The sequence below is a fragment of the Microbacterium sp. A93 genome (genome assembly GCF_051842835.1).
This window is the reverse complement of record NZ_JBPXMT010000002.1, coordinates 269,911-296,344: the sequence shown is the minus strand read 5'-3', so window position 1 is coordinate 296,344 and position 26,434 is coordinate 269,911. Positions and strand designations below refer to the sequence as shown.

The following is a 26,434-nucleotide window of genomic DNA, read 5'->3' as shown; positions in this document are numbered from 1 at the left end:
ATTTCTCAGGCCACCACACGGGACGCGAGGCGGAAGGTTTAGGGAAGGGAATTCCATGACAGAGCAGCAGACCGTCGAGAACTCGGCTCACGGAAGGCGTCCGGTTGTCGACTTCGACCACAACGCCGATTCGCATGGCAGGGATCCGGTGGGCAGCTATCGCAAGTTGCGCGAGTCCACGCCAGTGGCCTGGACGGAGAAGTGGGGTGGCTACTGGGTCCTGAGTGGATATCAGGCCATCTTCGATGCCGCCCGTGATGACGAGATGTTCTCCTCGGCCCGTAGCCATCACGGCGGCGAGGGGCAGGCCATCCTCATCCCGAAGCGTCCGATCACCGACCACTATCCCATCGACCTGGACCCGCCGGAGTCGTTGCCGTACCGCCGCATCATGAACCAGCTCTTGACGCCGCAGCGGGTCGAGAAGATCCGTCCGATGGTGGAGCGCTACACCGACATGTTCATCGACGACCTGATCGAGAAGGGTGAAGCAGATTTCGCGACCCTGACCGGCATCCCGTCGATCATCACCATCGCCTGGCTGGAGTTGCCGCTGGAGGACTGGCGCCGCTACTCCTTCGCCCACCGCAAGATCCTCTCGGCTCCCCTGGACAGCGCAGAGTACAAGATGGTCAGCGAGGAGGAACTCCCCGCCCTGACCGAGAGCGTGAAGAAGGTCATCGCGGAGCGCAAGCTCAACCCCGGGGATGATCCGATCAGCTTCATCCTCGGCCACGAGATCAACGGTCGGCCGATTACGGAGGAGGAGACGCTGAACATGGTCGACCTGATCATCTCCGGCGGTGTCGGCACGGTGGCCTCGCTCAGTGGACAGTCCCTCGAATGGCTGTCGGCCAATCCCGAAGTCAAGCAGCGGCTCATCGACGATCCCAGCCTGATGCAGAACGCCGTCGAGGAGTTCCTGCGGGTCTTTTCCCCGACCCAGGCGCTCGCCCGCACTGTCGGCAAGGATGCGGAGTTCCACGGCGTCGAGATCAAGGAAGGGGACCGGGCCCTGCTCGCCTGGTCCTCGGGTAGCCGTGATGCCGCGGGTGGCTTCGAGAATCCGGACGTGGTGGACATCGAGCGCTTCCCGAACCGTCACCTGGCGTTCGGCGTGGGCAGTCACCGCTGTGCCGGCTCGCACCTGGGCCGCCTGATGGCACGCACCATCCTGTCGAAGGTCCTCGAGCGGATGCCTGACTTCAAGGTGGATCCGGCCGGAGTGGTCCGCTATCCGCGTCAGGGTGTCAACACCGGCTTCGACCAGCTGCCGACCACCTTCACGCCCGGCCCGCGCGTCCTTGACGAGCGTCTCTGACCCAGCGGCGACGGTCCGCCCGGAGCGGATCCTCGATGACCCGGACTGCCCCAGGGCAGTCCGGGTCTGGTTAAGGCACCGGCCGGAGCAGGCCGGGTATGAGTAGGGGCGAGGCGTATGAGCATGAGTGGTGTTCCGGATGATGCTGCCGGGCAGGTCGAATCCGAGGTGCGGCCGGGGATGTCCTGGGGGGTGAAGGGCACCTTCACCCGCTATGTGGACGCCGTCCCCGATGGTCGTTACGGTGCGGGTGGTGGTGCCACCGCGGTGGTCGACGGGACGTTCTTCTTCGAGCTGGAGGATGCTTCCGGCTATGACCCCGTCCAGCGGGACGGTGTCGCCAAGTACCGTGGGGACGTCAGGTACAAGGCCCATGGGGGCGTGCTGTTCGTCATGCTGGTGGACCCCTGGCTGGAGTTGCGCGAGGGCGTCGGTGAGCTCACGGTCGTCGACGCCAAGCACTGGCCCAGCCGCGAGCAGCGTCTGGCCCTGGCGACCCTTCGACTCGACGAGGGCGGGGGTCTGCCGCTGGGTTGGGAGCAGCTGGAGGCTCGGCTGACGCCGGCTGGTGTGGCGATCTTCAACGACGTCTACGCCGTGGGGGAGATGCTGGAGCCGGTCCGGTTCAACGCGGGCGGGTAGCACCTCGAGAGGTTCCGGTGGTGGAAGTGGTCGGGACCCCTTCTGCTACATTGCAATGACAGTTACAATCATGATCATAGATGTAGTGAAGTCTTGGAAAGAAAGGATGGACCATGCCCCAGGTGACCTATACCTCGGCAACCGGCGACGTCGACGTGCTGGAGGGTAATGACGGGGACTCGATCATGGAGATCGCGGTCCGCAACGGCCTCCGGGGGATCGTGGCCGAGTGCGGTGGCTCGCTGGCCTGTTCCACCTGTCATGTCTACGTCAGCGAAGAGGACCTCCCGTCCTTGCCGCCGATGGAGGAACTCGAAGACGAGATGCTGGACGGCACGACCTCCGAGCGTCGGGAGAACTCACGGCTCTCCTGCCAGCTGACACTCTCCGCCGATGACAAAGTCCACGTAGAAACGCCCGAAAGCCAGGTTTGATTGCCATGACAGCCCTCCAAGGAATGTTGATCGTCGGAGCCTCCCAGGCGGGGGTGCAGCTGGCCAGCTCGCTGCGCGAGATCGGTTATGCCGATCCGATCACGATCGTCGGAGCCGAGCCGCATGCTCCCTATCAGCGTCCTCCTCTGTCGAAGGCCTTTCTGCGGGGCGCTGTCACCGCGGAGACCCTGGCGTTCCGCACCCAGGACTTCTACGACAAGCAGGACATCACCCTGGTCCTGAACGAGCGGATCACGAAGATCAGCAAGAACGACGACGGCTCGGGCGTTGCGGTGTCAGCCTCGGGCCGCGAGTTCCCCTTCGCCCGGCTGGGACTGACGGTCGGTGCCCGGCCTCGCCGGCTCGATATCGACGGCGGGAAGCTGGACGGTGTCCTCTACCTGCGGGATGCCAACGATGCAGAGGACCTGAAGAGCCGTATGGAGCACGCCGAGAGCGTCGTGGTCGTCGGCGGCGGATTCATCGGTCTGGAGGCTGCGGCCAGCTCGCAGAAGTTGGGTAAGAAGGTCTCCGTGCTGGAGGCGGCGCCGAGGCTGGTCGGCCGCGCGGTCGGTGAGGAGACCTCCGAGTTCTTCCTCCAGGCGCACCGCGCCCGCGGGTTGGACATCACCCTGAACGCCAGGATCGTGCGCTTCACGGGTCATGAGGACGGACGCGTGTCCGGTGTGGAGCTGGATGACGGCCGGGTGATCCCCGCGGACATCGTCCTGGTGGGCATCGGGGTGGTCCCCCGGACTGAGCTGGCGGAGGAATCCGGGCTGGAGACGGCCAACGGCATCGTCGTGGACGAGTTCTCCCTGGCCTCCGACGGAACCACTGTGGTCGCCGGTGACTGTGCCGAGCTGCCGAACCCGATGCCGCGCGAGGGTGCTCCGGAGCGGCTGCGCCTGGAGAGCGTCAACAATGCCGTGGAGCAGGCGCGCAATGCGGCCCTGTCCGTCACGGGGGCCGGAGTCCCCTACCGGATGATCCCGTGGTTCTGGTCCGATCAGGGCGACGTGAAGCTGCAGATGGCCGGGCTCTCGGCAGGGCACGACCAGGTGGTCACGCGCGGATCGATCGAGAACGACAAGTTCTCGTTCATCTACTACCAGGACGGCCAGGTCATCGCCGCGGACTGCATCAACAACCCCGCGGACTTCATGTCGGTGAAGTCACTGCTGGCCAAGGGCCTGAACGTCCCAGCCGAGGTGATCGTCGACGCCAGCGTGCCGCTGAAGAAGTTGATGTCTGCACAGGAGTCCGCTCTCTGACCTTCCGGTCCGTTGGGCTGACGTGAGCTGGAATGGCCGATCATGGCCATGGGACTATACTCATGATTCGATTAGATATGCGGCAGTGCTGTCGTTCTAACCCATCGGAGGTAGACCATGCAGGGTTCGTTGCGGCCGCAGAAGACGGCCGTTCTTGTCGCGCAACGGATCGTCGCTGACATCCAACGCCGGGGCAACACGGTGGGTGACCATCTGCCCCCCGAACGCGTGATGCTGGAGGACTACGGCATCGGCCGCGGCACGCTCCGTGAATCCCTGCGCTTCCTCGAACTGCAGGGCATCATCGTGCTCAAGCCGGGTCCGGGGGGCGGGCCCATCGTCCAGCAGCCGGATGGCAGTGGCCTGGCCACGGCCCTGACCCTGTTGCTGCAGTTCGAGAACGCGCCGTTCCGTACCATCACCGAGGCCCGTAGCGCCTTGGAACCGATGATGGCGCGGCTGGCGGCGGAGCGGATCGATGACGAGCAGTTGGTGGAACTCAAGGACAGCGTCGACCAGATGAGGGAGAACCTGGACGATGAGGAGGTCTTCCTGGAGATGAACCAGCGCTTCCACGACCTCATTGCGCACCATTCCGGCAACGCCATCTTCGGCCATCTCATCGACGCTCTGCTGGGCATCCTGGACGGCAGCTCGATCGGTGTCGATTACCCGCGCCACCGCCGCAAGAGGGTCGCGGAGGCTCATGCGGCGATCTATGACGCCCTCGCCGCCCATGATCCCGACGAGGCCGGCCGCACCATGCTCGAGCACATCACGGAGTATGCGAACTACGTGGAACGGAAATTCCCCGCGGTCCTCGACGCCCCCGTGTCGTGGACGCTCTAGACCAATTCCGTATAATCATTGTGTCCATCGTCACATCCGACTAGATTCGTGGTGACGCGCACTCACCTGGGGTGAGTCCTCAGTCTGTGGTGTTCGTCGAGCATCCAATCCGTCGGGTTGGAGTTCCCGGATCAGAGGAGCAGGCGCATGAACACCAGGACCTCCGAAGGCGCAACCCAGGCCTATGATGTGGTCGTGCTCGGCAGTGGAGCTGCCGGACTGATCGCCGCGTTGGCCGCAGCCGACGGCGGGGCCAGGGTCGGCCTCTTCGAGAAGGCGCCGGTGCTGGGCGGGACCACCTGCCTCGCCAGTGCGGTGGCCTGGCTGCCGAACAACCGCTATGCGCACGAGGCCGGACTGCAGGACTCGCGGGAAGATGCCTTGGCCTACCTCGAGTCCCTGTCCAACGGGATGATCGTCCCCGAGCTGGCCGAGGCGTTCGTGGACACGATCCCCGAGATGCTGGACTGGCTGGACACCACACCGCTAAAGATGTCACTGGTGGCGGGGTACCCCGACTACCACCCAGAGCACCCCGGCGGGAAGCCGGACGGCGGCAGATCACTGGAACCGCGGCTGTTCTCGCTGAAGGGACTCGGCGAATGGGCCGAGCGGCTGGAGGGATCACCGCGCCGCATGGTCGTGGCGGAATCGCCGACCGGCGGCGGTACCGGGATCATCGCCCCGGAGGTCGCGGCTGAACGCGAGGACGGACAGGTCGAAGGCCTCGGCCGCGCGATGGTCGCGGCCCTGCTGGACGGCTGCCTGGCCCGAGGGGTGGAGGTCCACGTGGGCCACCGCGCCGTCGGGCTCCGAGTCGAAGACGGGGAGGTCCGCGGTGTGGACCTGGAGGGGCCGGGGGGCCGCCACCACGTCAGCGCACGCCAGGGAGTCGTCTTAGCCACGGGTGGCTTCGAATGGGACACCTCCCTCAACCGCGACTTCCTGCGTGGGCCTCTGGACCATCCGGCGTCGGTGCCGAGCAACACCGGCGACGGACTGCGGATGGCCATGCGCATCGGGGCGGGCCTGGGCAACATGCGCGAGGCCTGGTGGGCCCCGGTCTGTACTCTGCCCCTGGAGGAGGGCGAGCAGTGGCAGCGGGTTCACCTGGTCCAGCGCGAGCGGACCGTCCCGCACACGATCATGGTTAACCGCCAAGGCCGGCGGTTCACCAACGAGGCGACCAACTACAACGCCCTGGGTGGTGCCTTCCACGAGTTGGACGTCTCGACCTTCGACTACCGCAACCTGCCGTGCTGGGTGGTCTTCGACCAGAACATGGTGGATCGCTTCGGCGGCTTCATGACACCACCGGGCGGACCGATGCCGGACTGGGTGCCCCGCGAGGACACCCTGGCCGGCCTGGCCTCGCGGCTGGACCTTCCCACGGGGTCGCTGGAGGACACCGTGGCGCGCTGGAATGAGAACGTCGGGCGGGGTGTGGATCCCGACTTCGGCCGTGGTCAGAGCGCCTACGACGGCTTCGTCGGGCACCGGGCCAGCTATCCGGACCCGTCCTCCACCCTCGGTCCGATTGAGCGCAGCCCCTACTATGCGGTGCAGGTCCACAGCAGCACCCTGGGGACCAAGGGCGGGCCGCGGACCACGGCCCGGTCGGAGGTGCTGGACGTAGACGGCGGCGTGATCCCCGGGCTGTATGCCGCCGGGAACGTGATGGCCGCGCCGACCGGCATGGTCTACGGCGGTGCCGGCGGAACCCTCGGCCCGGCCCTGGTGTTCGGATATCTGGCCGGCCGCACGGCGGCCCAACGGACCCGCCGACCCTAGCCGGGCCCATCGGCCCCAGCTAGGCCGATGCGGTGCGGTCGGGGCCCAGCACCTCGTCGTCGACCATGCGGGGGTTGCGCATCAGGACGCCGGACACGGCGATGCCGATGGCGGTGGCGATCAGGAACAGGAACGGGGCGGTCCAGCCCCCGGTGACATCGCGCAGGATGCCCACGACCAAGGGACCCAGGACGGAGACCAGGGCACCGCACCCCTGGACGAACCCACTGAGTGAGGCGGTCATGGCCGGGGTGCGTGTCCTGGTGTTGATCAGGGCCAGCATGACCGGGAAGAGGCCCGTGCCCAGCGCCGCGGTGAAGACCCAGACCGGGGTCAGGAATCCGGGCACGAACAGCAGGCCCAGATACCCGGCCACAAAGGTCGTGGCACCGACATAGCTGAGGACCCCGGGGTTCCGCATCCGGATGGCGATCGTCGGGACCACCAGGGCCAGGGGGCCGGCGGTCACAGCGTAGCAGGACAGCAGCACCCCGGCCTCGACCGGGGTGACGGAGGCGGTGTCGATCAGGATCTCCGGCAGCCAGGCCAGCATGGCGTAGCCGTTGAGGGACGCCAGGCCGTACATCAGCAACAGCCCCCAGGCGACCTTCGACCGCCAGATCGGCGCCCGCGGCGGCCGCACCGGACCCGGGGAGGCGGCCGGGCCGGCGTCGGGCCCCTTGAGCCTCGTGGCCTGACGGCTGACCCCGCTCCGGGCCAGCAGCACCAGCCACGGGGGGAGGGCGATGATGGCCACCACACCCCAGAGCAGCAGCGCCGTCCGCCATCCGGCGGCATCGGCCACCATGGGGGAGACGGTGCCCGGGATGGCGGTGCTCACCGAGAACAGCATCGCGTAGATGCTGGTCATCATCGCGATCCGGTCCGCGAAATAGGTCTTCACCAGGGCCGGGAGCAAGACGTTGCCGGCCCCCATGCCGAACATCGCCACGATGCTGCTGACGAGCAGCTCCGGGAAGGTGGTGGCCTGCGCGCGCAACAGGTGCCCGGCCACCATCACCACGATGGACGCCACCAGATTCGCCTCGAGGCTGATCCATCGTGAGAGGACCGGCCCCAGCAGCCCGCCGGCCGCCAGCATGAGCGGGGGCAGCATGCCGATGAGGCCGAGGGCTGCATCGCTCAGGACGATGTCCCCGGACACCTCGGTGACGATGGCGGACATGGCGGTGACGGCCGTGCGCAGGTTGATGGCCACGGCCACGATGCCGATCAGGGCGAGGGTCCGGCCTGCCCACAACGGTCGCCGTCCCGAGGGGGAACTGACCCGGGAGGCCGCCTCACGGCTCACGGGGCGTTCCCTAGCTGCCGGTCCAGACCGGGGTGCGCTTCTCCGCGAAGGCACGGGCCCCTTCTGCGGCGTCGTTCGAGGTGCGGATGGGGTTCACGTAGTCGTGCTGGCGTTCGAACTGCTCCGCCAGAGGCCAGTCCACGGACTCGACCATGACCTGCTTCGAGGTGGCCAGCGCCAGGGGTGCGTTCACGGCGACCTGTTCGGCCAGCTCGAGGGCGTCGTCCAGGGCGGCACCTGGAGCGGAGAGCCGGTTGAGCAGCTGGAGCTCTCCGGCTTCCTCGGCCGGCAGCATGCGCCCGGTCAGGATGAGTTCCATCGCCCGGTGGTACGGGATGCGATGGGTGAGGCGTAACAGGCCGCCGGCGTTGGCCGTGAGCCCCCGCTTCACCTCGGGCAGGCCGAAGGTCGCGTCGGAGGCGGCGACGATCAGGTCGCACGCCAGGGCGATCTCGAAGCCGCCGCCGAGGGCATAGCCCTCCACTGCGGCAATCAGCGGCTTGCGCGGCGGACGTTGCACCAGGCCGGCGAAACCGCGGTCCGGCACGATGGGGATCTCGCCGCGGGCGAAGCCCTTGAGGTCCATGCCGGCGCAGAACGTGCCGCCGGCACCGGTGATGACACCGAGACTCAGGTCCGGGCGGCTGTCGAGCATCTCGAAGGCCTCCGCCAACTCCTCGGAGAGCTGCAGGGACATCGCGTTGCGCGCCTGGGGCCGGTTGAGCGTCAGGATCAGGATCCGTCCGCGTTCCTCGATGATCAGCGGTTGTTCCTCGCGGCTCATACAGTCTCCCCGATCCCGCTGGGCGCCAGTTCTTTGACTCCGGTGATGGCCAGGCCCGAGCGGGTCTTGTACTTCTTGTTGATGTTGATCAGCACGGCGGTCAGGGGCTCCAGCTGGCGGGCAAGCCGCAGCGCGCCGGCATCGATGCCGCGCTTGCCGGTCACCGCGGTGGCGAGGTCCATGACCAGCGCCTTCGCCTCGGCATCATCCCCGCACACCAGCACGTCGTCGTGGTCGACCGGACCCTGGGTCTTCCACAGGGTGAGCGCGGCCACGTGGTGGAACGAGCCGACGACGGTGGCCTCGGGCACGAGGCGCTGAGCCTCCTCGGCCGCGCTCTCCTCGAGGGTGAGCCCGTAGGGGCCGTGCTCGTCGAAACCGAGGGGGTTGACACAGCTGATGACGGTCTTCCCGCGCAGCGCGGGAGCCAGGGCGGTGACGAGTTCGGCGTGGCCCTCCCACGGAACGGCCAGGAGCACGACGTCGGCCCCGGCGGCCGCCGCGGCGTTCTCATCTCCGGTGATGGTCGCCGGCCCGTCGATCTTCGCCCGGATCTCCTCGGCTTTGTCTGCCGCCCGGGCGGCGTCACGCGATCCGATGATGACGGTGTGGCCCGCCATGGCGAGGCGGTATCCCAGGCCCCGGCCCTGCGGCCCGGTGCCTCCGATGACGGCGATGGTGTAAGACATGTCGTGTCCGTTCTGTGGGGTGACGATGAGGCTCAGGTCAGGGGCCGGCTCAGCGCGGGGCCATGCGGATGGCACCGTCGAGGCGGATGGTCTCACCGTTGAGCATCTGGTTTTCGATGATGTGGTGGGCCAGGGAGGCGTACTCCCCGGCCTGGCCCAGACGGCTCGGGTGGGGGACGCTCGCCGACAGCGAGTCGCGCACCTTCTCGGGCAGGCGGGCCAGGATCGGGGTGTCGAAGAGACCGGGGGCGATGGTGGTGACGCGGATGTGCTTGCTGGCGAGGTCGCGGGCGGCCACCAGCGTCATGCCGACGATGCCGGCCTTGGCCGAGGCATAGGGGATCTGGCCGATCTGGCCCTCCCAGGCGGCCACGGACGCCGTCAGTACGCACACGCCGCGCTCGCCGTCGAGGTCCTCATTCTTGGCCATCCGGGCGGCCGCCAGCCGCAGCACGTTGAAGGTGCCAATCAGGTTGGTCCGCACCACACCCTCATAGTCCTCGAGGGAGCCCGGATTGCCGTCGCGGTCGACCAGGCGCACGGCCCCGCCGCGACCGGCGCAGTGCACGAGGGCGCGCAACGGGGCGATGGCCTCGGCGGCGTCGAGGGCAGCATTGACGCTGTCCGGATCCGTGACGTCGGCGGGGGCGAAGGTGGTCCCCATCTCGGCGGCGACTGCCTCGCCGTCGGAGGAGGGCAGGTCCAGGATGACGACCTGGGCGCCCTCCTCCTTCAGGCGGCGGGCCGTGGCGGCACCGAGGCCGGATGCTCCACCGGTGACGAGGACGGATGCTCCCTTGATGTTCATGCGTGTTCTCCTGTTGGTCTGTCGGGCAGTCAGGCTGTGGGCTGTTACAGACGTTCGATGACGGTGGCGTTGGCCATGCCGCCGGCCTCGCACATCACCTGGAGGCCGTAGCGCTGGCCGTGGTCCTCCAGAGCGTGGAGCATGGTGGTCATCAGCCGGGTGCCGGAGGCACCGAGGGGATGGCCGAGGGCAATGGCGCCGCCTCGGGGGTTGAGACGATCGAGATCGAGGTTGAAGTGCTGCTGCCAGGCCAGCGGAACCGGGGCGAAGGCCTCATTGACTTCGAAGTGGTCCACCTGATCCAGGGTGAGGCCTGAGCGCGCGAGGACCTTCTCGGTCGCCGGGATGGGGGCGGTGAGCATCAGCAGTGGATCGTCGCCCACTGCCGTCATGGCGTGCACCCGGGCGCGCGGGTCCAATCCGAGTTCCCGGGCCTTGCGCTCGCTGACCAGCAGGACCAGGCTGGCGGCGTCCGAGATCTGTGAGGAGTTCCCCGCGGTGACGGACCAGTCGATCTGGGGGAACCGTTCGCTGAGTTCCGGCGTCTCGAAGACCGCTTTGAGGCCGGCCAGCTTCGCGGTGGAGGTGCCGGGCCGGGGCGTCTCATCCTGCGTGACGATGGTGCCGTCCGGTGCCGTGACCGGGACGATCTCACGCTGGAAGGCGGCGGTCGCGGCGTCGGCGAGGCGGTGTGACCGGGTGGAGTACTCGTCCTGGTCAGCACGGCTGATGTTGAACTTGGCCGCGACGAGTTCTGCGGCGACGCCCTGGGACACGAGGCCGGGGGAGTAGCGGGCGGCGACCTGCTGGCCGTAGGGGTCCGCGCCGGCGCGGGCGGAGCCCATGGGCACCCGGCTCATGGATTCGATCCCGCCGGCGATGACCATGTCATAGGCGCCGGACTGGATGCCCTGCGCGGCGAAGTGTACGGCCTGTTGGGACGAGCCGCATTTGCGGTCAATCGTGGTCGCCGGCACGTGGACCGGGAACCCTGCCGCCAACCAGGCCATGCGCCCCGGGGTGGCCGACTGCTCGCCGATCTGCGAGACACAGCCGATGAGGACATCGTCCACGTCGCCGGGGTCGATTCCGGTGCGCTGGACCAAGGCCTGCAGGGCCTGGCCGAGCAGGTCGACGGGATGGATCTCGGCGAGTGCACCACCGGATCGCCCCCGTCCGGTGGGTGTGCGTAGTGCATCGATGATCAGGGCGTCTTGAGTCATGGTGGACCTCCTCCCTATTGCTTATCATGATTGTCATCTTGTTGGCAATGAAAATCGGCAGGTCGTCGGCTTCATGACGCCCCGCGGGGGTGGGTCGGCGCAGGGTCTCCCGAGCCGTGGCTCGGGGTGCCTCACCCCTTGACGGATCGAAAATCTATGGGGATTGTTATATTGAAAAATCTATCGGCACCTCGGGTGCCGGTGAACTCACCCTAAGGAGTGGCACATGGCCGTTGAAACCGTTGAACTGTCCCTGGAGGACCGGATCCGCCGGCTCGAGGATCGGGCCGCCATCCAGGAGCTGGCGGTCCTGTATGGATTCGTCATGGACGAGCGGGACGAGCCGGGCATCCGCAAGATCTTCACCGAGGACGGCACCCTCCGGTCGGCGGACGGCGTGTTCGCCGCCGACGGCATCGAGGACATCGTGACGACCTATCTGGGCCGGTTCTCCGCCCTGGGTCCCACCAACCACTTCAGCCACGGTCACGTCGTGCAGTTCAACGACGAGGACCCGGACGTGGCCACCGGTCTTCTCGCCTCGCATGCGGAGGTGTCCCGCCACGGGGTGGCGATGCTGGTGGCGCTGCGCTACAAGGATGTCTACCGGAGGGTGGGCGGCCGGTGGATGATCGCGGACCGCCTGATGTCCTACATGTACTACCTGCCGGTCACGGAGTACGCCGAAGGCCTGGGGGATCCGAACAGCATCCGACTCTACGTAGAGCCCCAGCAGTCCGACTGGCCGGAGGCCCTCTACTCGGAGAACGGAAGCGCCTGGCTGCGGGACTACATCTAAGCGACGATTGATCCCGCATCGATCCCACGGGGACCGACGGACCTCCGGCATCATGGAGATGCCGGAGGTCCGTGGTGGTGGTGCCGGGTTCGGTCGCGGGGTCGGTTAGGGCTGGCCGCCGTCGACCGGGATGATGGACCCGGTCGTGTAGCTGGAGGCATCGCTGGCCAGGTACAGGGCCGCACCGACGATCTCCTCCGGCTGCCCGCCCCGGCGCAGGGCGAAGGACTCGGACCGCTTCGCGAAGGCCTCATCGTCCCAGGACTTGCTCACATCGGTCAGGAAGGTGCCGGCCATGATCGCATTGCAGCGGACGGTCGGACCGAAGGTATGGGCCAGGCCGATGGTGAGGGCGTTGAGTCCGGCCTTCGCGGCGGCGTAGGGCAACACGTGCGGCTTGGGACGCACGGAGGCGGCGCTGGAGATGTTGATGATGGAGCCGCCGGCCCCGTCGGCCATCCGGGTCCCGATCAGGGCGGCGAGCCGGAACGGTCCCTTGAGGTTCACGTCGAACACCTTGTCGAAGAGCTCCTCGCTGACGGTGTCCACGGAGTCGTACAGTGGGGACATGCCGGCGTTGTTGATCAGGATGTCCACCGTGCCGAACGTCGAATAGGCCGCGTCGACGAAGCCGTCCAGTTCGCTCCAGCGACCCACGTGCACACCCAGTCCGGCGGCGCGGCACCCCGTTTCCGCCTCCAGCTCCCGGGCGAACTCCTCGCACGCCTCGCCGTTGCGGCTGGCGACGATGATGTCGGCTCCGGCGCGGGCCAGGCCGTAGGCCATGGCCCGGCCCAGGCCGCGGCTGCCGCCGGTGACGAGGGCGACCCGGCCCTTCAGATCGAAGGTGTTGGGCATCTGGGTATTCACGTAGTCCCCTAACTTGGTGGTCCCTCGCCCCTCGGCCGGTGGTGCGAGGTTCAGAAGTTCTCTCCGGCCTCGCCGAGGCGAGTGATGATCTGGTAATCTATTATCATTATTACTACCTATAAGTGTAGCACCGAGGGAAGAAAGCGAGACTGACATGGATCAGCCACTGTCGGAGAATCCGCGCCTGTTGGACGGGGTGCGGGTCGTTGAGCTGGGCTCGATGTATGCGGCACCCACGGCGGGTCGAATGCTGCGTGATTTCGGTGCCCAGGTCACCAAGGTGGAAGATCCGGTGGCCGGTGACATGGCCCGGCAGTGGCAGCCGCAGAAGGACGGTCTGGCCCTGGGTTTTGCCCGGTTGAACTCCGGCAAGCGTTCTGTCGGCATCGACCTGCGCCGCCCGGAAGGTCGCGAGGTGGCCCTGGAGCTCATCCGCGGGGCCGACGTCGTGATCGAATCCTTCCGTCCGGGGCGCCTGGACGCGTGGGGGATGGGGTACGAGGCCCTGTCGAAGGTCAACCCCCGGCTGGTCATGACCAGTGTCAGCGGATTCGGCCAGAGCGGGCCCTACAAAGCCCGGCCGGGCTTCGGGACGGTGGCCGAGACAGCCAGCGGCTACGCCCACCTCAACGGCTGGCCCGACACCCCGCCGACCTCCCCACCCTTCGGCTTCGCCGACTCCATCGCCGGCATCTCGGCCGCCTTCGGTGCGGCCATGGCCTTGTTCCGCCGCGAGGTCAACGGAGTCGGCACGCACGTCGACGTCGCCCTCTACGAACCGTTGATGTTCATCCTCGGCGACGCCCTGCTGAACTACACCTCCACCGGCACGATCATGACCCGGGTGGGGAACACCTCCGGCTCGGCCTCTCCGCGGGGCATCTACCAGGCCGGTGATGGCGCGTGGCTGTCCATCGCGGCCTCGGCCCAGACGATCGCCATGCGGCTCTTCGACGCCATGGAGCGGTCGGACCTGAGGGAGAACCCGAAGTTCGCCACCAACTCCGCACGCATGGACAACAACGACGAGCTCCAGGAGATCGTCAAGGCCTGGGTGGGATCCATGTCCCGGGACCAGGTGCTGCGGATCCTGGAGGAGTTCCAGGTGGTGGCCGCCGCGGTGAACGATTCCAGTGACATCGTCCAGGACCCGCATTTCCTGGAGCGCACCCTGGTGAAGCTGTCCGGAACCATCCTGGGCGACGCCCTGATGCCAGGGGCCATCCTGCATGCCTCCGACAGCGCCCGGCCCGTCTACGACGGGGTGCCGACGGTGGGCGAGCACACGATGGACGTCCTCGGCGGGGAACTGAACATGGACGAAGCGGCCCTGCGCCGGCTCGCCGCCGACGGCATCGTCTCGGGGGGCTGACGGATATGTCGCCGGCAACCATGCGTCCCCAGAAGACCGCCATGCTGGTCGCCCAGCGCATCGTCGCGGACATCAGGAAGAGCGGCTACACGGCGGGTGACCGGCTCCCGCCGGAGAAGACCATGCTGGAGCAATACCAGATCGGCCGGGGGACCCTGCGGGAGTCCTTGCGGTTCCTGGAACTCCAGGGGGTCATCGCCCTGAAGCCGGGCCCCGGCGGAGGGCCCGTCGTACAGCAGCCGGACAGCAGTGGGCTGTCCACCGCGCTGACCCTGCTGCTGCAGTTCGAGAACGCCCCGTTCCGGACGATCGCGGAGTCCCGGGAAGGCCTCGAGCCGATGATGGCCCGACTGTCGGCCACCCGCATGAGCGGTGAGCAGCTCGAAGAGCTCCGCTACAGCGTGGAGCAGATGGGTGAGTCCATCGAGGATGAGGACGTGTTCCTCGAGATGAACCGTCGCTTCCACGACGTCATCGCCCATGGCTCGGGAAACGTCATGTTCGGCCATCTGGTGGGCTCACTGCTGGGCATGCTGGACGGTAGCGCCATCGGCTTCGACTACCCCGTCCACCGCCGTACTGCCGTCTACGAGGCCCATGCGGCGATCTACCGGGCTATTGCGGACCGCGATCCCACGGCCTCCTTCGAGGCCATGCACGATCACATCTCCGCCTACTCGCGATATGCAGAGCGGAAGTTCCCGGAACTGCTGGACACCCCGATCTCCTGGACGTCGTCCTAGGAGGTTCGGGCAGACTCGGAGGACTCGGGGGAGGGGGCTTCGTGGGGGCCGTCAACGGAGCTGTTCCCTCCGTCGGCCGCTGAGGCACGGCCAGCGGCGAACCCCCGGGAATAGGCCTCGTCGGTACCGAGCCGGAACATGTCGTTCTCGGCCGGACGCACCAGGTGCCGAGCGGTGACGGCCGGGCCGCCGGCCTCCAGATCGGTCAGGACCAGGTGGCCCTGACCGCGGACCAGGGCCACCGGCCGTCCCGTGGCCTTGCCCTTGACCAGGTCGGCAGCCCCGGCGAGTTCGTCGGCCACCGCGGCGGCCGAAACCGCGAGGACGTTTCCGTGGGCGTCTGCCGTACCCCTGTAGTCCAGCAGGACGTGGAGCCCGGCCGCGCCGATGGCTACATCGGTCTGCCCCTCACGCCACGGCCGCCCGAGGGTGTCCGAGAGGATCACCCCGACCTCGGCCCCGAAGCGGGCGCGCAGGGCGAGGCATAGCCGTCGTGCGGAGGCATCGGGATCCTCGGGCAGCAGCAGGATCGTGCCGTCCGGGGTGTTGGAGTTGTCCACCCCGGCCGCGGCCAGGACCAGACCCAGGCGGTGCTGCACGATCCTCGTGATGCCGCCGGGATGGGGGCGGCTGGCCACGAGGCGCACCGTCTCCCGGGTGATGGCGGCTTCCCGGTCGTCGGCCGTGACCTGCCGGCCCTCCGCCTTGGAGACGATCTTGCTGGTCACCACGAAGATGTCCCCATCGCGGACCCCCTCGGGTGAGGCTGAGGCGGCGTCTCCGATCAGTGCGGCCAGGTCGTAGCCGGGATAGACCTCGGGGATCCCCTCCAAGGCCGTGATGGACAGACCGGTCATGGTCTCCCCTCTCTTCCGGATGGTTCCGGGACGTATCGGTTCGGGGGTGGAGAACCCTATTTATGACATTGATCAGCATTATAACGAGGAGGATCCTCAGACTCGATCGTGTGAAGCGGCAGGGCGCCCGTCCTTGACCGCTAGGACGGGTCAGCGGTTCAGGAAGGCGGCCATCAGCGCCTGGGCCTCGGCCGTCACCACGCGTTCGCCCATCATCGAGGCCTCACGGGCGCCGATCTCCTCGCGGGTGCCGGTGGTGCTCTGCCGCAGCAGCACCCGAGCCTCGCCGAGCGCCTCGGGCGCCCCGGCCGCCCACCCCGCGGCCACGTCGTGGGCGCGGGCCAGGGGATCGGCGGCGATCTCGGTCACGAGGCCTTGGGACTGGGCCTCGGCCGCGTCCAGCGGGCGGCCGAGGAGGGCGAAGGCCAGCGCCCGGTGCAGCCCCATCGCCCGGGGCAGGGACGCTGAGGCGCCGCAATCCGCGGTCAGCCCGATGGAGGGGTAGGCGTAGACGAACTTCGTGCCCTCGGCGGCGATGATCACATCGGCGGCCAGCATGATCCCCAGGCCTCCTCCGGCGACGGCTCCCTGGACGGCGGCGACCACCGGCTTCTTGAGTGATTCCAGCGTCTGGACGGCCGTATCGGCGGTGGCGGCGAGCTCTGTGAGGTATGGCCCCGGGGCGGAGGCTGAGGTGAAGGAGGAGATGTCCCCTCCGCCGCAGAATCGGGTGCCGGCTCCGCTGAGCAGGACGGCATGCACGTCAGGGTCGGCCGAGACCCGGGCGACGGCCTCGACCAGCGCCGAAGCGAGCGGCAGGGTGATGGTGTTGGCGGCCTCGGGCCGATTGAGCTGGATGTGACCGATGTGCTCAGACACGGTCAGCGTGACGGGCTGGGGCAACAGAGCCTCCGGAGTCGGCGAAACGGGGAGATCAGGAATTCTCCTCGGTAGTCGGAGGAGAACCGATGTGATCCACCTTACGGGAATCGGCGGAGGGGAATGGCGCTCGGGTACTGGGACCATGCCGGCAGCCGCATCCCACCGTCAGGCACCCTGCCCTCCACACCAGGGTGATGGATGACCGGCCCGGCCGAACCGGACTACTCAGGTCAACCATCGCCCTTCGGAAGGCGGACGCCAGCCGCCCCAGCGCGTGGGGCGGCTGGCGTCAGCGGTCAGGCGGGGGCGCCGGCCAGCTCCTGCCGGGCCGGGGCATTGGCCGAGAGGAACCTCCGGTAGGCCGGCAGCGTCAGGAAGTCCGGGTACTCCTCGGCCAGGGCGGAGCCCGCGAAGACCTCCAGCGCGTCGTCGAAGCGGTCTCCCTCGCCGCGCTCGATCCGACCGAACTCCTCGTCCATCAACTCCTGCACCCATTCGCGGGTCGCGGTGCGCGTCCCCCCGTCGGTGAGCTGCACGGTGGACCCGGCGTTGATCCACTGCCAGATCTGCGACCGGGAGATCTCCGCGGTGGCGGCGTCCTCCATCAGGTTGTTGATGGCGGCGGCGCCGTTGCCCCGCAGCCAGGACTCCACGTACCGAATCCCGACCTCGATGTTCATCCGTACCCCGCCCTCGGTGATGGAACCCGGGGTCTGGGACACCGCCAGCAGGCCTTCGGCGTCCCGCTGCACGTCCTCCCGCTTGGTGGTGCGGATCTGGTTGCGCGTCTCACCCAGCACCGCGTCGAAGACCTCCATGGCCACGGGGACGAGGTCCGGGTGGGCCACCCAGGAGCCGTCGAAGCCGTCGCCGGCCTCGCGGGTCTTGTCCTCGCGCACCTTGGCCAGGGCGTTCTCGTTGGCCTCGGGGTCCTTCCGGTTCGGGATGAAGGCCGCCATGCCGCCGATCGCCGAGGCGCCCCGCTGGTGGCAGGCCCGCACGAGCTGGTCGGTGTAGGAACGCATCATCGGGGCGGTCATGGTCACGTCCGCCCGGTCCGGCAGCACGAACTCGTCGCCCCGGTCCCGGAAGTTCTTGATGATGGAGAAGATGTAGTCCCAGCGCCCGGCGTTCAGGCCGGCGGAGTGGTTCCGCAGCTGGTAGAGGATCTCCTCCATCTCGAATGCGGCCGTGATCGTCTCGATCAGCACGGTGGCGCGCACGGTGCCCTGCGGGATCTCGAGGTAGTCCTGGGCCACCACGAAGATGCAGTTCCACAGCCGGGCCTCGAGGTGGTTCTCCGTCTTCGGCAGGTAGAAGTAGGGCCCCACGCCGCGGCGCAGCAACTCCTTGGCGTTGTGGAAGAAGTACAGCCCGAAGTCCACCAGTGCAGCGGACATCGGCTCGCCGTCCACGAGCAGGTGGTCCTCCTCCAGGTGCCAGCCGCGGGGGCGCACGATGATCGTCGGACGGTCCACCAGCTGCACCCCGCCGAGCGTGTACTCCTTGCCCTCGGGGGAGGTGAAGTCGATCTGGCGACGGATGGCGTCCCGCAGGTTCACCTGGCCGTTCAGCATGTTGGACCACGTCGGCGAGGAGGAGTCCTCGAAGTCCGCCAGCCAGCACTTCGCGCCGGAGTTCAACGCGTTGATGGTCATCTTCCGGTCCACCGGCCCGGTGATCTCCACGCGGCGGTCCTTCAGGCCTGGGGCCAGCGGGGCCACGCGCCACGAGTCGTCCTCGCGGATGGTGCGGGTCTCCGGCAGGAAGTCCGGGGTGTATCCCTCGGAGATCCGCTGCCGCATCTGATCACGCTTGGCCAGCAGCTCGGCCCGGCGGCCGTTGAAGCGGCGGTGCAGGGTGGCCAGGAAGTCGAGGGCATCCGGGGTGAGGATCTCCTCCTGGCGGGGCTGGTGCGGTCCGGTGATGGTCACGGAGTTGAGGGTGATGGACTGGTCGGTGGGGTACATGGGATTCTCCTCGGGGAGTCGTGCGCCCCCGGCTGCGGTGCCGGCGGCGCGGGCGCGCGGTGCGCGCCCGGGAAAAGCGGGATGAGGGTGAAGAGCCCCAGGGCTGGTGGCGGGGTGAAGCGGGGAAGAACAAGGGGCGACGCCGGCCGGTCGGGTGGGGGCCGGCGTCGCCCCTTGTCCGGGTGGTTCAGGTCCGGGTCAGAACTGACCGGCCTCGGTGGAGCCGGCGAGCGCGGTGGTGGAGCTCTCCGGGTTCAGGGCGGTGGAGATGGCGTCGAAGTAGCCGGTGCCGACCTCGCGCTGGTGCTTGGTGGCGGTGTAGCCGCGGGCCTCGTCGGCGAACTCACGCTCCTGCAGCTCCACGTAGGCGGACATCTGGCGCTCCTTGTAGCCGGTGGCCAGATCGAACATGGAGTGATTCAAGGCGTGGAAGCCGGCCAGCGTGATGAACTGGAAGGTGTAGCCCATGGCGCCGAGCTCGCGCTGGAACTTGGCGATGGTGGCGTCGTCCAGGTTCTTGCGCCAGTTGAAGGACGGGGAGCAGTTGTAGGAGAGCATCTGGTCCGGGAATTCGGACTTGACGGCCTCGGCGAACTTCTTGGCCAGCTCCAGGTCCGGGGTCCCGGTCTCCATCCAGATGAGGTCGGAGTACGGGGCGTAGGCCTTGGCGCGGGCGATGCAGGGCTCGATCCCGTTGCGGACCTTGTAGAAGCCCTCCGCGGTGCGCTCGCCGGTGATGAAGTCCGCGTCCCGGGAGTCCACGTCCGAGGTGATCAGGGTGGCGGCCTCCGCGTCGGTGCGGGCGATGACCACGGAGGGGACATCGGCGACGTCGGCCGCCAGGCGCGCGGCGTTCAGGGTGCGGATGTGCTGACCGGTCGGGATGAGGACCTTGCCGCCCAGGTGGCCGCACTTCTTCTCGGAGGCCAGCTGGTCCTCCCAGTGCACGCCGGAGGCGCCGGAGGAGATCATGGACTTCATCAGCTCGTAGGCGTTCAGCGGGCCGCCGAAACCGGCCTCGGCGTCGGCGACGATCGGGACCAGGTAGTCGTCCACCGTCTGGACGCCCTCGGAGAACTCGATCTGGTCGGCACGCATCAGGGCGTTGTTGATGCGGCGGACGACCTGCGGCACCGAGTTGGCCGGGTAGAGGGACTGGTCCGGGTAGGTGTGGCCCGAGAGGTTGGCGTCGGCGGCGACCTGCCAGCCGGAGAGGTAGATGGCGCGCAGCCCGGCCTTGACCTGCTGCACGGCCTGGTTGCCGGTGAGGGCGCCCAGGGCGTTGGTGTAGGAGCCCTCGGCGTGCTCGGCGGTGAGCTGGCTCCAGAGCTTCTCGGAGCCGCGGCGGGCCAGGGTGTGCTCCTCCTGGACCCGGCCGCGCAGCTTGACGACGTCCTCGGCGGTGAACGTGCGCTCGGTGTTCTCCCAGCGGGGGTTGTGGTCCCAGTCGTGCTGGATCTGCTCGGCGGAGGCCGGGGTGTGCTGGTTGGTCTGCTCGGTCATGGCAGGCTCCTGTGGGTCTCGACTGTGGATCTGGGGTGTCGAAGCGGTGTATCGCTGCTTCGTTGAGATCCAGTCTTGACCGAACTGGAGTGCCGCGGGCCGAAAATCCGGCGAAAGTTCCGTCTAGTCTGACAGCTGTCAAAAATACTGGGGTTTGTCGGATCTGCCGCCAGCGGCCAGGCTCACCGCGGTTGGCGTCGGCATGATTGTCAGTTCTTGTCGGGCGGCCGGCCGGCCTCAAGGTCTCCGTCAAAGAGGTCCACGTCGGCGAAGCCGGTCACCCTCGGGGGTTTCCCGTCCGTGACCTGTGGGATGACGGGCTGGACGGGGCCGGTGGGGGCCAAGGCCTCCGCCAGAGAGCGGGCCGGGAGTAGGGCCCGGAACTGCGCCCACGTGGGCGGCATCAGCTGGTGCCTGCCGGCACGGAAATCGGCCAGGGCGCCGGCCGCGGTCGTCCATCGGCTGTCGACCCCCTCGAAGGACAGGGTGCCGGGAGACTGACCCGCCGGCAGCGCGGCCGCGAAGAAGTAGGTGTCGTAGCGCCGTGGTGGCCCCTCCGGGGTGATCCACCGGGAGAGCGGCCGCATGCCGGTCACCTCCGGGCGCAACTCGTGCTCGGCCAGGAGGGTACCGAAATCCAGTCCGTGGTGCTCGATCTGGATCCGGACGTCGGCGGGGAGTCCCGTCAGGGTCTCGGGCCGCGCCGGGGTGCCGTCACGATGCCGTGCCAGGAGTACGCCGGTCTCCTCGAAGGTCTCCCGCACGGCGCCGGCGAGGACCATCCCCGCGGCGTCCGCCTCCAGTCCGAGCAGGGCCCCCCAGGCGTCCAGGTCGGTGCCCTCCCACAGGCGGTCGGGGAGTTCGTCCGCCGGGTCGATGCGGCCGCCGGGGAACGCTGAGACGCCGGCGCTAAAGACGAGCTGGGTCGAGCGGGTGATGGTGAAGACCTCGGGTGCCGCGTCCCCGGTGGGACCACTGGTGCCGGGGCGTAGCAGCAAGATGCTGGCCGCCTGAGGGACGGGAAGGCTCACTGTGCTGCTCCTGTGGTTCCAGTTGGTCTTGTTGCTCCGGTGGCGCCGGCCCCCGCCAGGGAGCGGAGGGCCATCCCGGCCAGGATATCCCCGGCTGCCGTCTGGTCCGTGTCTCCGACGGCGCCACCGGGGGAGTGGGCCGCGACCCGGTCGGCGCTGTGCGGGGTGGAGTTGAGCAGGCCGAAGGTGCCCAGCAGGCGGACCTGGCGCTCGCCGTCGTCGAGCGCCGGGCCGAGGGCGGCCAGCACCCCGTCCCAGAGCTGGACATACTCTCGCTGCAGCCGGCGCACGACCTGGTTGTCCTCGGCCGAGAGCGACGGCAGCTCGCGATCCTGGATGCGGATCACGTCCGGGTCCGTGGTGGCGAAGTCGAGGTGGAATCGGACGAGTCGTTCGAGGGTCTCGGCCGGGCCGCTTCCGTCCTGGGCGTCCGCGGCCAGGATGGCCCGGCATCCGGCCAACAACCGCTCGGAGGCATCCACCAGGATCTCCGCCAGCAGCGCGTCCTTGGATGGGAAGTGCTTGTAGAGGGCGGGCCCGCTCATCCCGACGGTCTCACCGATTTCGGCCGTGGATACCGCGGCGAATCCGCGCTCGGCGAAGAGTTGGGCCGCGGACTCCATCAGGGCGGCACGGCGGTTGGCCTTCTGGGTGGCCCTCCAGGTTGCGGTCATCTGTTCCTCCGGGGTGCGTGTGGCTCCAGTGTAGACAATTTCGGTTACCACCCGATAACCTGATTTCAGTTACCGCCTGATCACCCAAAGGACGGCGACGTCGATGTCGACAACCTACCCAGGCCTGATCGCCGAGCTGCGCGAGCGGCGGGCCACCGCGGCCCTCGGCGGCCCGGAGCGATCCCGTCAGAAGCACACGGATCGCGGCAAGATGCTGGCCCGGGGCCAGCTTCTGTGGCCTTGAGGGGGCTAGTGGTTCACCACGCGATCAGCCGGAGACGCCGGTTGACGATCATGGGAGAAAGGTCTTGACGATGGTTGCCATGTCACCTCGGCGAGGTCGTTAGTGAGCACTCTTGTCGGCGGACCCTGGCCCTGTCCGGAAGGTCCGCCCTGATGAGCGTGTTCGGCCAACCACGGACTCGGGAAGCGGATGAGTCGTGCGGACCGCATCTCGGTGGGCAACCCCATATGCGTGCGAGAAGTCCAAAACGATACAGAACGCATACCTGGCCTGCTTTACGAGTGCTGGCGTATATGGTCTTTACTGTGCATCTGGAGCGGATTCGAAGACCATGACATCGGGTGCCAGTCAAGCGTGAAGGACATGGGTGTTATGGAAGTCATGCCGACGAATGATCGGTCCGAGGGCAGTCACCGGGGAGTCGAACGCATCGCGCGTATTCTGGGACTTGCCGCTGCGTCACCGACGGGCGTACGGCTCACCGACGTCGTCGACCGACTCGAGGCGCCGCGATCGTCTGTCCACAGCCTGCTGAAGGGCATGGTTGCGGTCGATTTTCTCGTAGTCCGCAACAATCGGTATGCAATCGGCCCCGGAATCAGGCGACTGCTCGCGCCCTATCGTGCCTCCTCGATTGTGGAGATGGCGAAAGACGACATCGAATCTCTGAGCCGAAGGTTCAATGAGACGGCCCTGCTCGGCACCGTCATAGACAATTCAGTGGTCTATCTCTTCCAGTCGGAGAGCACCGAGCTGATCCATTACGCGGCACGTCTCGGTGAACCTCGTCCCCTGTATCCGACAACAATCGGGAAGCAGTTCTTGGCGTCACTGACCGACGATGACCTGGCTGATTTCCGTGCTACCCTCGAGGCCGAAGACGCGCATCGGGTAGTCGATGAGATCGCCGAAACCCGACGCACGGAGCTGTCGTTCAACCGCGAAGAGACTGTCAAGGGAACGACAGCAGTGGCCGCTGCAATCCGCGGAGGTGACGGGGAATTCATTGGAGCGGTCAGTGTCGTCGGGCCCGTCTATCGGATGGACGAACACCAGCTCGCACAGATCGGGCCGGAGGTTCTCGCCGCTGCGCATCGCATCAGTTTTCGTTTGGCAGTACAGGAATCAGCCGACCCTGCGAACTGACAACCGCAATCCTTATGGCGGGTCTCGAAAAGAGGGCGTGCAGATACTGCGTCATCGAAGTCCCCAGGCCACGTCGATCTATGTCAGAGCCGATCAGCCTTGGTCTTGGAAGCTGCTGGGGCCACACCTTTTGACACCGTTCCTGCGACCCGCAGGCAGCAGCGGCGTGACCCGACAGCCGAGGCCGGCACGACCAAGGACTCTACAAAGGGTCACTCCGCGTCGGGAGCCTGAGTAACCCCTGCTTTCCGAGGCGCAGAAGCCCGACCAGACCAGAACCAAGCGGGCGTCCAGAAGCGGCTCAGTGGATCACGGACTATTAGGAAGCTACTCTTGGCTGGGCCGCGGCCACCTGTCGCAGTATGGCCTCGGTATCGGATCCACGAAGAGACGGGCCTGTAGCTACCCTTCCGGGCGTCCGCGAAAGCTTGATCGGAATACCGACTGTTCGGTACTCGCCCAACTCTAGAACCATCTCACGATGCTGGGCATGCGGGGACAACAGAGCCTGCCCAATGTCCTGTACTGGCGACGCTGTGACTCCGTGTGCCAGGAGTTCTGCGCTCAGTTCGTCTGGGTCCCAATCCTGAATTTTGGACGCCAGAACTTCTCTGAGATCCGCGATGTTCTCCAGCCGCTGCTCATTGGTGGCGAATTTGCTGCTTTCCGAGAGCTCTTCAACCCGAAGCACTCTGCACAGTGCATCGAATTGGCGGTCATTTGCCGCAGCGATGAAGAAGGCTCCCCCAGCAGTGGAGAAGGTTTCGTAGGGAGCGATCGAGGGGTGGGCGGCTCCGGTGCGCACCGGCAGTTTGCCACTGGTAAGCCAGTGTGCGGAATGCGGGTGGAGCAGGCTCAACGAGGTGTCGAAAAGCGTGCATTCAACGATCTGACCTAGTCCAGTGCGCGCACGCTCATACAGTGCCATCAGGATGCCCGAAAATGCATTCATGCCAGTGACCATGTCGACAATGGGCACGCCGAGGCGCATGGGGTCACGGTCCGCCTCTCCATTGATGCTCATCATCCCGCTGTACGCCTGAAGCGCCGCATCGTAGCCCGGCATTCCTCCGAGCGGGCCGTCGTCGCCGTATCCGCTGATGCGGCAATAGATCAGTTCTGGCTTGTGAGGCTGCAAGTCACGTTCAAAGTCCATGCCCCATCTGGCCATGGTTCCAGGCTTGAAGTTCTCGATCACGACATCTGCTTGTTCCACTAGCTCCCAGAGAATCTCTCGGGAAGACTCCTCACGCAGGTCGAGGCAGATGTTCTGCTTGTTGCGATTGACCGAGTCATAGTAGGAGCTTGAACCTTGTGGAAGGATCGTGCCCCACCCACGTGTATCGTCGCCGCTCGGAGACTCGACCTTGATCACCCGAGCCCCGTGGTCGCCGAGCAGTTGACCGCACAGCGGTCCGGCGAGAATTCGAGATAGGTCCAGAACTCGAATGCCGGCCAGCGCACCGTAGTCCTCCGACTTCGACTTTTCCTTCATCGGGCGCCGGCCCTCACTAGGGGCTGGTCCCATGCCAACCATTCTTGCTTGAGTTGGGCGCGCAGCACTTTGCCAGAGTCGTTTGTCGGCAGCGGCTCATCGCGGAACAGCCATTTCGAGGGGATCTCGAATCGGCCCAACTGACGTCCGGCATGCAGTTCCAACTCTTCCTCGGTTGGAACCGCTCCCACCGGAACAATGACGGCACCGACGACTTCGCCCATATCCGGGTCGGGCAATCCGACGACACTGACTTCCAGCACTCCGGGGTGGGTGTTGAGAACGGACTCCACTCGAGCGGCTGAAATATTCTCACCCCCGCGGATGATCACGTCTTTCAGACGCCCTGAGATGAACAGATGTCGGTCCGGCCCGACCCGTCCCAGGTCACCGGTGCGGAACCAGCCATCGGCATCGATCCCAGATTCTTCCTCGCCCCAATAGTGCTCCATGCAGGCGGGGGAGCGGACGAGAATCTCTCCATTGCCGTCCTCATCGGGCTTGTCGATGCGTACTTCGACAACGGGGGCGAGTCTCCCGGAAGAGCCAGGATGGGCTCGCATCGAGTCACCTGCCCCTGTGCTCACCACTCCACCGGCTTCAGTCAGCCCATACGTCTGACCGACACCTCGGGAGGCGCCGGGGAACGCGGCATGGACGCGCTTCAAGAGCCCTTGGTCGACGGGGGCTCCGCCCAAGATGATCGTGCGCATGCTGGCGAGGTTGAGCTCGTCATGACCAATTTGCTGGAGCATCCGTTCCATCATGGTCGGCACCCCGGAAAACATGGTGGCCTGGTGATCCGAAATCAACCGCAGCACTGCGGATGGATCGAACCGTCCCTCGAGGAACACGATCTTGCTCCCAGTCATGAGTGGGACAAGGACTAGCTGGATCGCTCCGATGTGGAACAGTGGCAGGCCCACCAAGGTCACGCTCGGTCGGGCGTCGTCGGGAACGTCCTGGGGTAGTTTGCGTGCGACACCGAGCAACGTTTGTAGATTCGAGACGAGCGCGCGATGCGAGAGAACGGCCCCTTTGGGGAACGCCGTAGTGCCGGCCGTGAAGAGGATGACAGCTGGCTGGTTCTCATCGAAGTCTGCCCACCGAGCCTCATCCGTCCACGGCACGGAGGTATCGGCTGCTTTCCCAAGGTCAGTGGTCAAGAGCACAGGAATCTGTTCCGGCACGCGATGGCGACGCTCGTCGTCCGTGACGATCAACGCAGGATTCACCGCTTCTACCGCGTGTGCCACCTCGTCGCTCGACCACCAGCCGTTGAACGGCACCGCTACCGCGCCCACCTCAAGGATGGCGAAGAATGTTGCAACCCATTCGGGGGAGTTGGCCGCCAGGATGCCAATTCTCTGGCCTGATGTGACGCCTCTAGACCGCAACACCTCTGCAGTCTGATGTACCAGTTGCTCGTGTTCACGAAATGTCATCGTTCGGGCGCCGTGCACGATGAACGGGCGGTCGGCCCATCGACGCGACTCAACGATCGCTTCAAGGATCGAGGCGGGACGATGTCTATAGACGAGGCCGGGATGTCCATTCCAAGCACTCGGTTCTACGGTGTATCCCCATGTCGGATGCGTGTTCATGTGTTGCTCCAGTGCAGTTCTCGTGAATTCTTATATGTGAACTAGTTTCCCTGAATAAGAAACTATGCCCAAGCAGCGGGGCTGTCAAGGTTGGCTGCGGCGCGACATGGACGTCCG

Annotated in this window: 25 protein-coding genes; 11 read left to right on the top strand and 14 right to left on the bottom strand. The window is 66.8% G+C overall.

Going from position 1 to position 26,434, the window contains the following annotated elements; all coding sequences use genetic code 11:
• Window positions 1–55: 55 nt before the first annotated feature.
• From ACSU1G_RS05630 to ACSU1G_RS05605, 6 genes are all read left to right on the top strand, one after another.
• Window positions 56–1,321: a cytochrome P450 gene (locus tag ACSU1G_RS05630; protein ID WP_439278939.1), complete on the top strand. Its 1,266-nt coding sequence runs from the start codon at window positions 56–58 to the stop codon at window positions 1,319–1,321.
• Between the two features lie 123 nt (window positions 1,322–1,444).
• Window positions 1,445–1,963 (top strand): HtaA domain-containing protein, encoded by a 519-nt coding sequence (locus ACSU1G_RS05625; protein ID WP_439278938.1) that lies wholly within the window; start codon window positions 1,445–1,447, stop codon window positions 1,961–1,963.
• A 113-nt stretch (window positions 1,964–2,076) separates the two neighbouring features.
• Window positions 2,077–2,397, top strand: coding sequence for a 2Fe-2S iron-sulfur cluster-binding protein (locus ACSU1G_RS05620; RefSeq protein ID WP_439278937.1), 321 nt, complete (start codon window positions 2,077–2,079; stop codon window positions 2,395–2,397).
• Window positions 2,398–2,402: 5 nt separating this feature from the next.
• Window positions 2,403–3,671 (top strand): NAD(P)/FAD-dependent oxidoreductase, encoded by a 1,269-nt coding sequence (locus ACSU1G_RS05615; protein ID WP_439278936.1) that lies wholly within the window; start codon window positions 2,403–2,405, stop codon window positions 3,669–3,671.
• Between the two features lie 117 nt (window positions 3,672–3,788).
• Complete coding sequence (locus tag ACSU1G_RS05610) at window positions 3,789–4,520, top strand: FadR/GntR family transcriptional regulator (RefSeq protein WP_439278935.1); 732 nt, start codon at window positions 3,789–3,791, stop codon at window positions 4,518–4,520.
• Window positions 4,521–4,667: 147 nt separating this feature from the next.
• The gene (locus tag ACSU1G_RS05605) at window positions 4,668–6,311 is read left to right on the top strand and encodes an FAD-dependent oxidoreductase (protein WP_439278934.1); all 1,644 of its coding nucleotides are present in this window, start codon (window positions 4,668–4,670) and stop codon (window positions 6,309–6,311) included.
• Window positions 6,312–6,330: 19 nt separating this feature from the next.
• Here ACSU1G_RS05605 and ACSU1G_RS05600 read toward each other — a convergent pair whose 3' ends face one another.
• Genes ACSU1G_RS05600 through ACSU1G_RS05580 form a run of 5 tightly spaced genes read right to left on the bottom strand, consistent with a single transcriptional unit; the run spans window position 6,331 to window position 11,127 of the window.
• Window positions 6,331–7,623: an MFS transporter gene (locus ACSU1G_RS05600; RefSeq protein WP_439278933.1), complete on the bottom strand. Its 1,293-nt coding sequence runs from the start codon at window positions 7,621–7,623 to the stop codon at window positions 6,331–6,333.
• Window positions 7,624–7,633: 10 nt separating this feature from the next.
• Window positions 7,634–8,407: a crotonase/enoyl-CoA hydratase family protein gene (locus ACSU1G_RS05595; RefSeq protein WP_439278932.1), complete on the bottom strand. Its 774-nt coding sequence runs from the start codon at window positions 8,405–8,407 to the stop codon at window positions 7,634–7,636.
• Window positions 8,404–9,096, bottom strand: a complete 693-nt coding sequence (gene npdG / locus ACSU1G_RS05590) for an NADPH-dependent F420 reductase (RefSeq protein ID WP_439278931.1) — start codon at window positions 9,094–9,096, stop codon at window positions 8,404–8,406. Before npdG ends, ACSU1G_RS05595 begins: the two co-directional genes overlap by 4 nt.
• Before the next feature lie 49 nt (window positions 9,097–9,145).
• The gene (locus ACSU1G_RS05585; RefSeq protein ID WP_439278930.1) at window positions 9,146–9,904 is read right to left on the bottom strand and encodes an SDR family NAD(P)-dependent oxidoreductase; all 759 of its coding nucleotides are present in this window, start codon (window positions 9,902–9,904) and stop codon (window positions 9,146–9,148) included.
• Between the two features lie 44 nt (window positions 9,905–9,948).
• Window positions 9,949–11,127 carry a thiolase family protein gene (locus ACSU1G_RS05580; protein ID WP_439278929.1) on the bottom strand — a complete coding sequence of 393 codons (1,179 nt, stop codon included), beginning with the start codon at window positions 11,125–11,127 and terminating at the stop codon, window positions 9,949–9,951.
• Between the two features lie 226 nt (window positions 11,128–11,353).
• On the opposite strand from ACSU1G_RS05580, the gene ACSU1G_RS05575 reads away from it, so the two are divergent.
• Window positions 11,354–11,926 carry a nuclear transport factor 2 family protein gene (locus ACSU1G_RS05575; protein ID WP_439278928.1) on the top strand — a complete coding sequence of 191 codons (573 nt, stop codon included), beginning with the start codon at window positions 11,354–11,356 and terminating at the stop codon, window positions 11,924–11,926.
• A 105-nt stretch (window positions 11,927–12,031) separates the two neighbouring features.
• On the opposite strand, the gene ACSU1G_RS05570 is transcribed toward ACSU1G_RS05575, so the two are convergent.
• Entirely contained in the window at window positions 12,032–12,796 is a 765-nt protein-coding gene (locus ACSU1G_RS05570; protein ID WP_439278927.1) for an SDR family NAD(P)-dependent oxidoreductase, read from the bottom strand.
• Window positions 12,797–12,950: 154 nt separating this feature from the next.
• On the opposite strand from ACSU1G_RS05570, the gene ACSU1G_RS05565 reads away from it, so the two are divergent.
• Both ACSU1G_RS05565 and ACSU1G_RS05560 read left to right on the top strand, forming a co-directional pair.
• Window positions 12,951–14,168: a CaiB/BaiF CoA transferase family protein gene (locus ACSU1G_RS05565; RefSeq protein ID WP_439278926.1), complete on the top strand. Its 1,218-nt coding sequence runs from the start codon at window positions 12,951–12,953 to the stop codon at window positions 14,166–14,168.
• A gap of 20 nt (window positions 14,169–14,188) precedes the next feature.
• Window positions 14,189–14,911, top strand: a complete 723-nt coding sequence (locus ACSU1G_RS05560; protein WP_439278925.1) for a FadR/GntR family transcriptional regulator — start codon at window positions 14,189–14,191, stop codon at window positions 14,909–14,911.
• Here ACSU1G_RS05560 and ACSU1G_RS05555 read toward each other — a convergent pair.
• From ACSU1G_RS05555 to ACSU1G_RS05530, 6 genes are all read right to left on the bottom strand, one after another.
• Window positions 14,908–15,768 (bottom strand): coenzyme F420-0:L-glutamate ligase, encoded by an 861-nt coding sequence (locus tag ACSU1G_RS05555; protein ID WP_439278924.1) that lies wholly within the window; start codon window positions 15,766–15,768, stop codon window positions 14,908–14,910. The genes ACSU1G_RS05560 and ACSU1G_RS05555 overlap by 4 nt on opposite strands.
• A 150-nt stretch (window positions 15,769–15,918) precedes the next feature.
• A complete protein-coding gene (locus ACSU1G_RS05550; RefSeq protein WP_439278923.1) occupies window positions 15,919–16,671 on the bottom strand; it encodes an enoyl-CoA hydratase/isomerase family protein in 753 nt (250 codons plus the stop codon).
• A 275-nt stretch (window positions 16,672–16,946) separates the two neighbouring features.
• Window positions 16,947–18,620, bottom strand: coding sequence for a malate synthase A (gene aceB, locus ACSU1G_RS05545; RefSeq protein ID WP_439278922.1), 1,674 nt, complete (start codon window positions 18,618–18,620; stop codon window positions 16,947–16,949).
• 198 nt (window positions 18,621–18,818) lie between these two features.
• Window positions 18,819–20,123 carry an isocitrate lyase gene (aceA, locus tag ACSU1G_RS05540; protein WP_439278921.1) on the bottom strand — a complete coding sequence of 435 codons (1,305 nt, stop codon included), beginning with the start codon at window positions 20,121–20,123 and terminating at the stop codon, window positions 18,819–18,821.
• Between the two features lie 209 nt (window positions 20,124–20,332).
• Complete coding sequence (locus tag ACSU1G_RS05535; protein ID WP_439278920.1) at window positions 20,333–21,154, bottom strand: NUDIX hydrolase; 822 nt, start codon at window positions 21,152–21,154, stop codon at window positions 20,333–20,335.
• The gene (locus ACSU1G_RS05530; RefSeq protein WP_439278919.1) at window positions 21,151–21,828 is read right to left on the bottom strand and encodes a TetR/AcrR family transcriptional regulator; all 678 of its coding nucleotides are present in this window, start codon (window positions 21,826–21,828) and stop codon (window positions 21,151–21,153) included. Before ACSU1G_RS05530 ends, ACSU1G_RS05535 begins: the two co-directional genes overlap by 4 nt.
• A 103-nt stretch (window positions 21,829–21,931) precedes the next feature.
• Here ACSU1G_RS05530 and ACSU1G_RS05525 point away from each other — a divergent pair, with 103 nt between their 5' ends.
• Window positions 21,932–22,072 (top strand): hypothetical protein, encoded by a 141-nt coding sequence (locus tag ACSU1G_RS05525; RefSeq protein ID WP_439278918.1) that lies wholly within the window; start codon window positions 21,932–21,934, stop codon window positions 22,070–22,072.
• A 363-nt stretch (window positions 22,073–22,435) separates the two neighbouring features.
• A complete protein-coding gene (locus tag ACSU1G_RS05520; RefSeq protein ID WP_439279402.1) occupies window positions 22,436–23,218 on the top strand; it encodes an IclR family transcriptional regulator in 783 nt (260 codons plus the stop codon).
• 319 nt (window positions 23,219–23,537) lie between these two features.
• Here the strand turns inward: ACSU1G_RS05520 and ACSU1G_RS05515 are convergent, their stop codons facing one another.
• Window positions 23,538–24,713 (bottom strand): CaiB/BaiF CoA transferase family protein, encoded by a 1,176-nt coding sequence (locus ACSU1G_RS05515; RefSeq protein ID WP_439278917.1) that lies wholly within the window; start codon window positions 24,711–24,713, stop codon window positions 23,538–23,540.
• Window positions 24,710–26,317 (bottom strand): class I adenylate-forming enzyme family protein, encoded by a 1,608-nt coding sequence (locus tag ACSU1G_RS05510; protein ID WP_439278916.1) that lies wholly within the window; start codon window positions 26,315–26,317, stop codon window positions 24,710–24,712. Before ACSU1G_RS05510 ends, ACSU1G_RS05515 begins: the two co-directional genes overlap by 4 nt.
• Window positions 26,318–26,434: the final 117 nt, after the last annotated feature.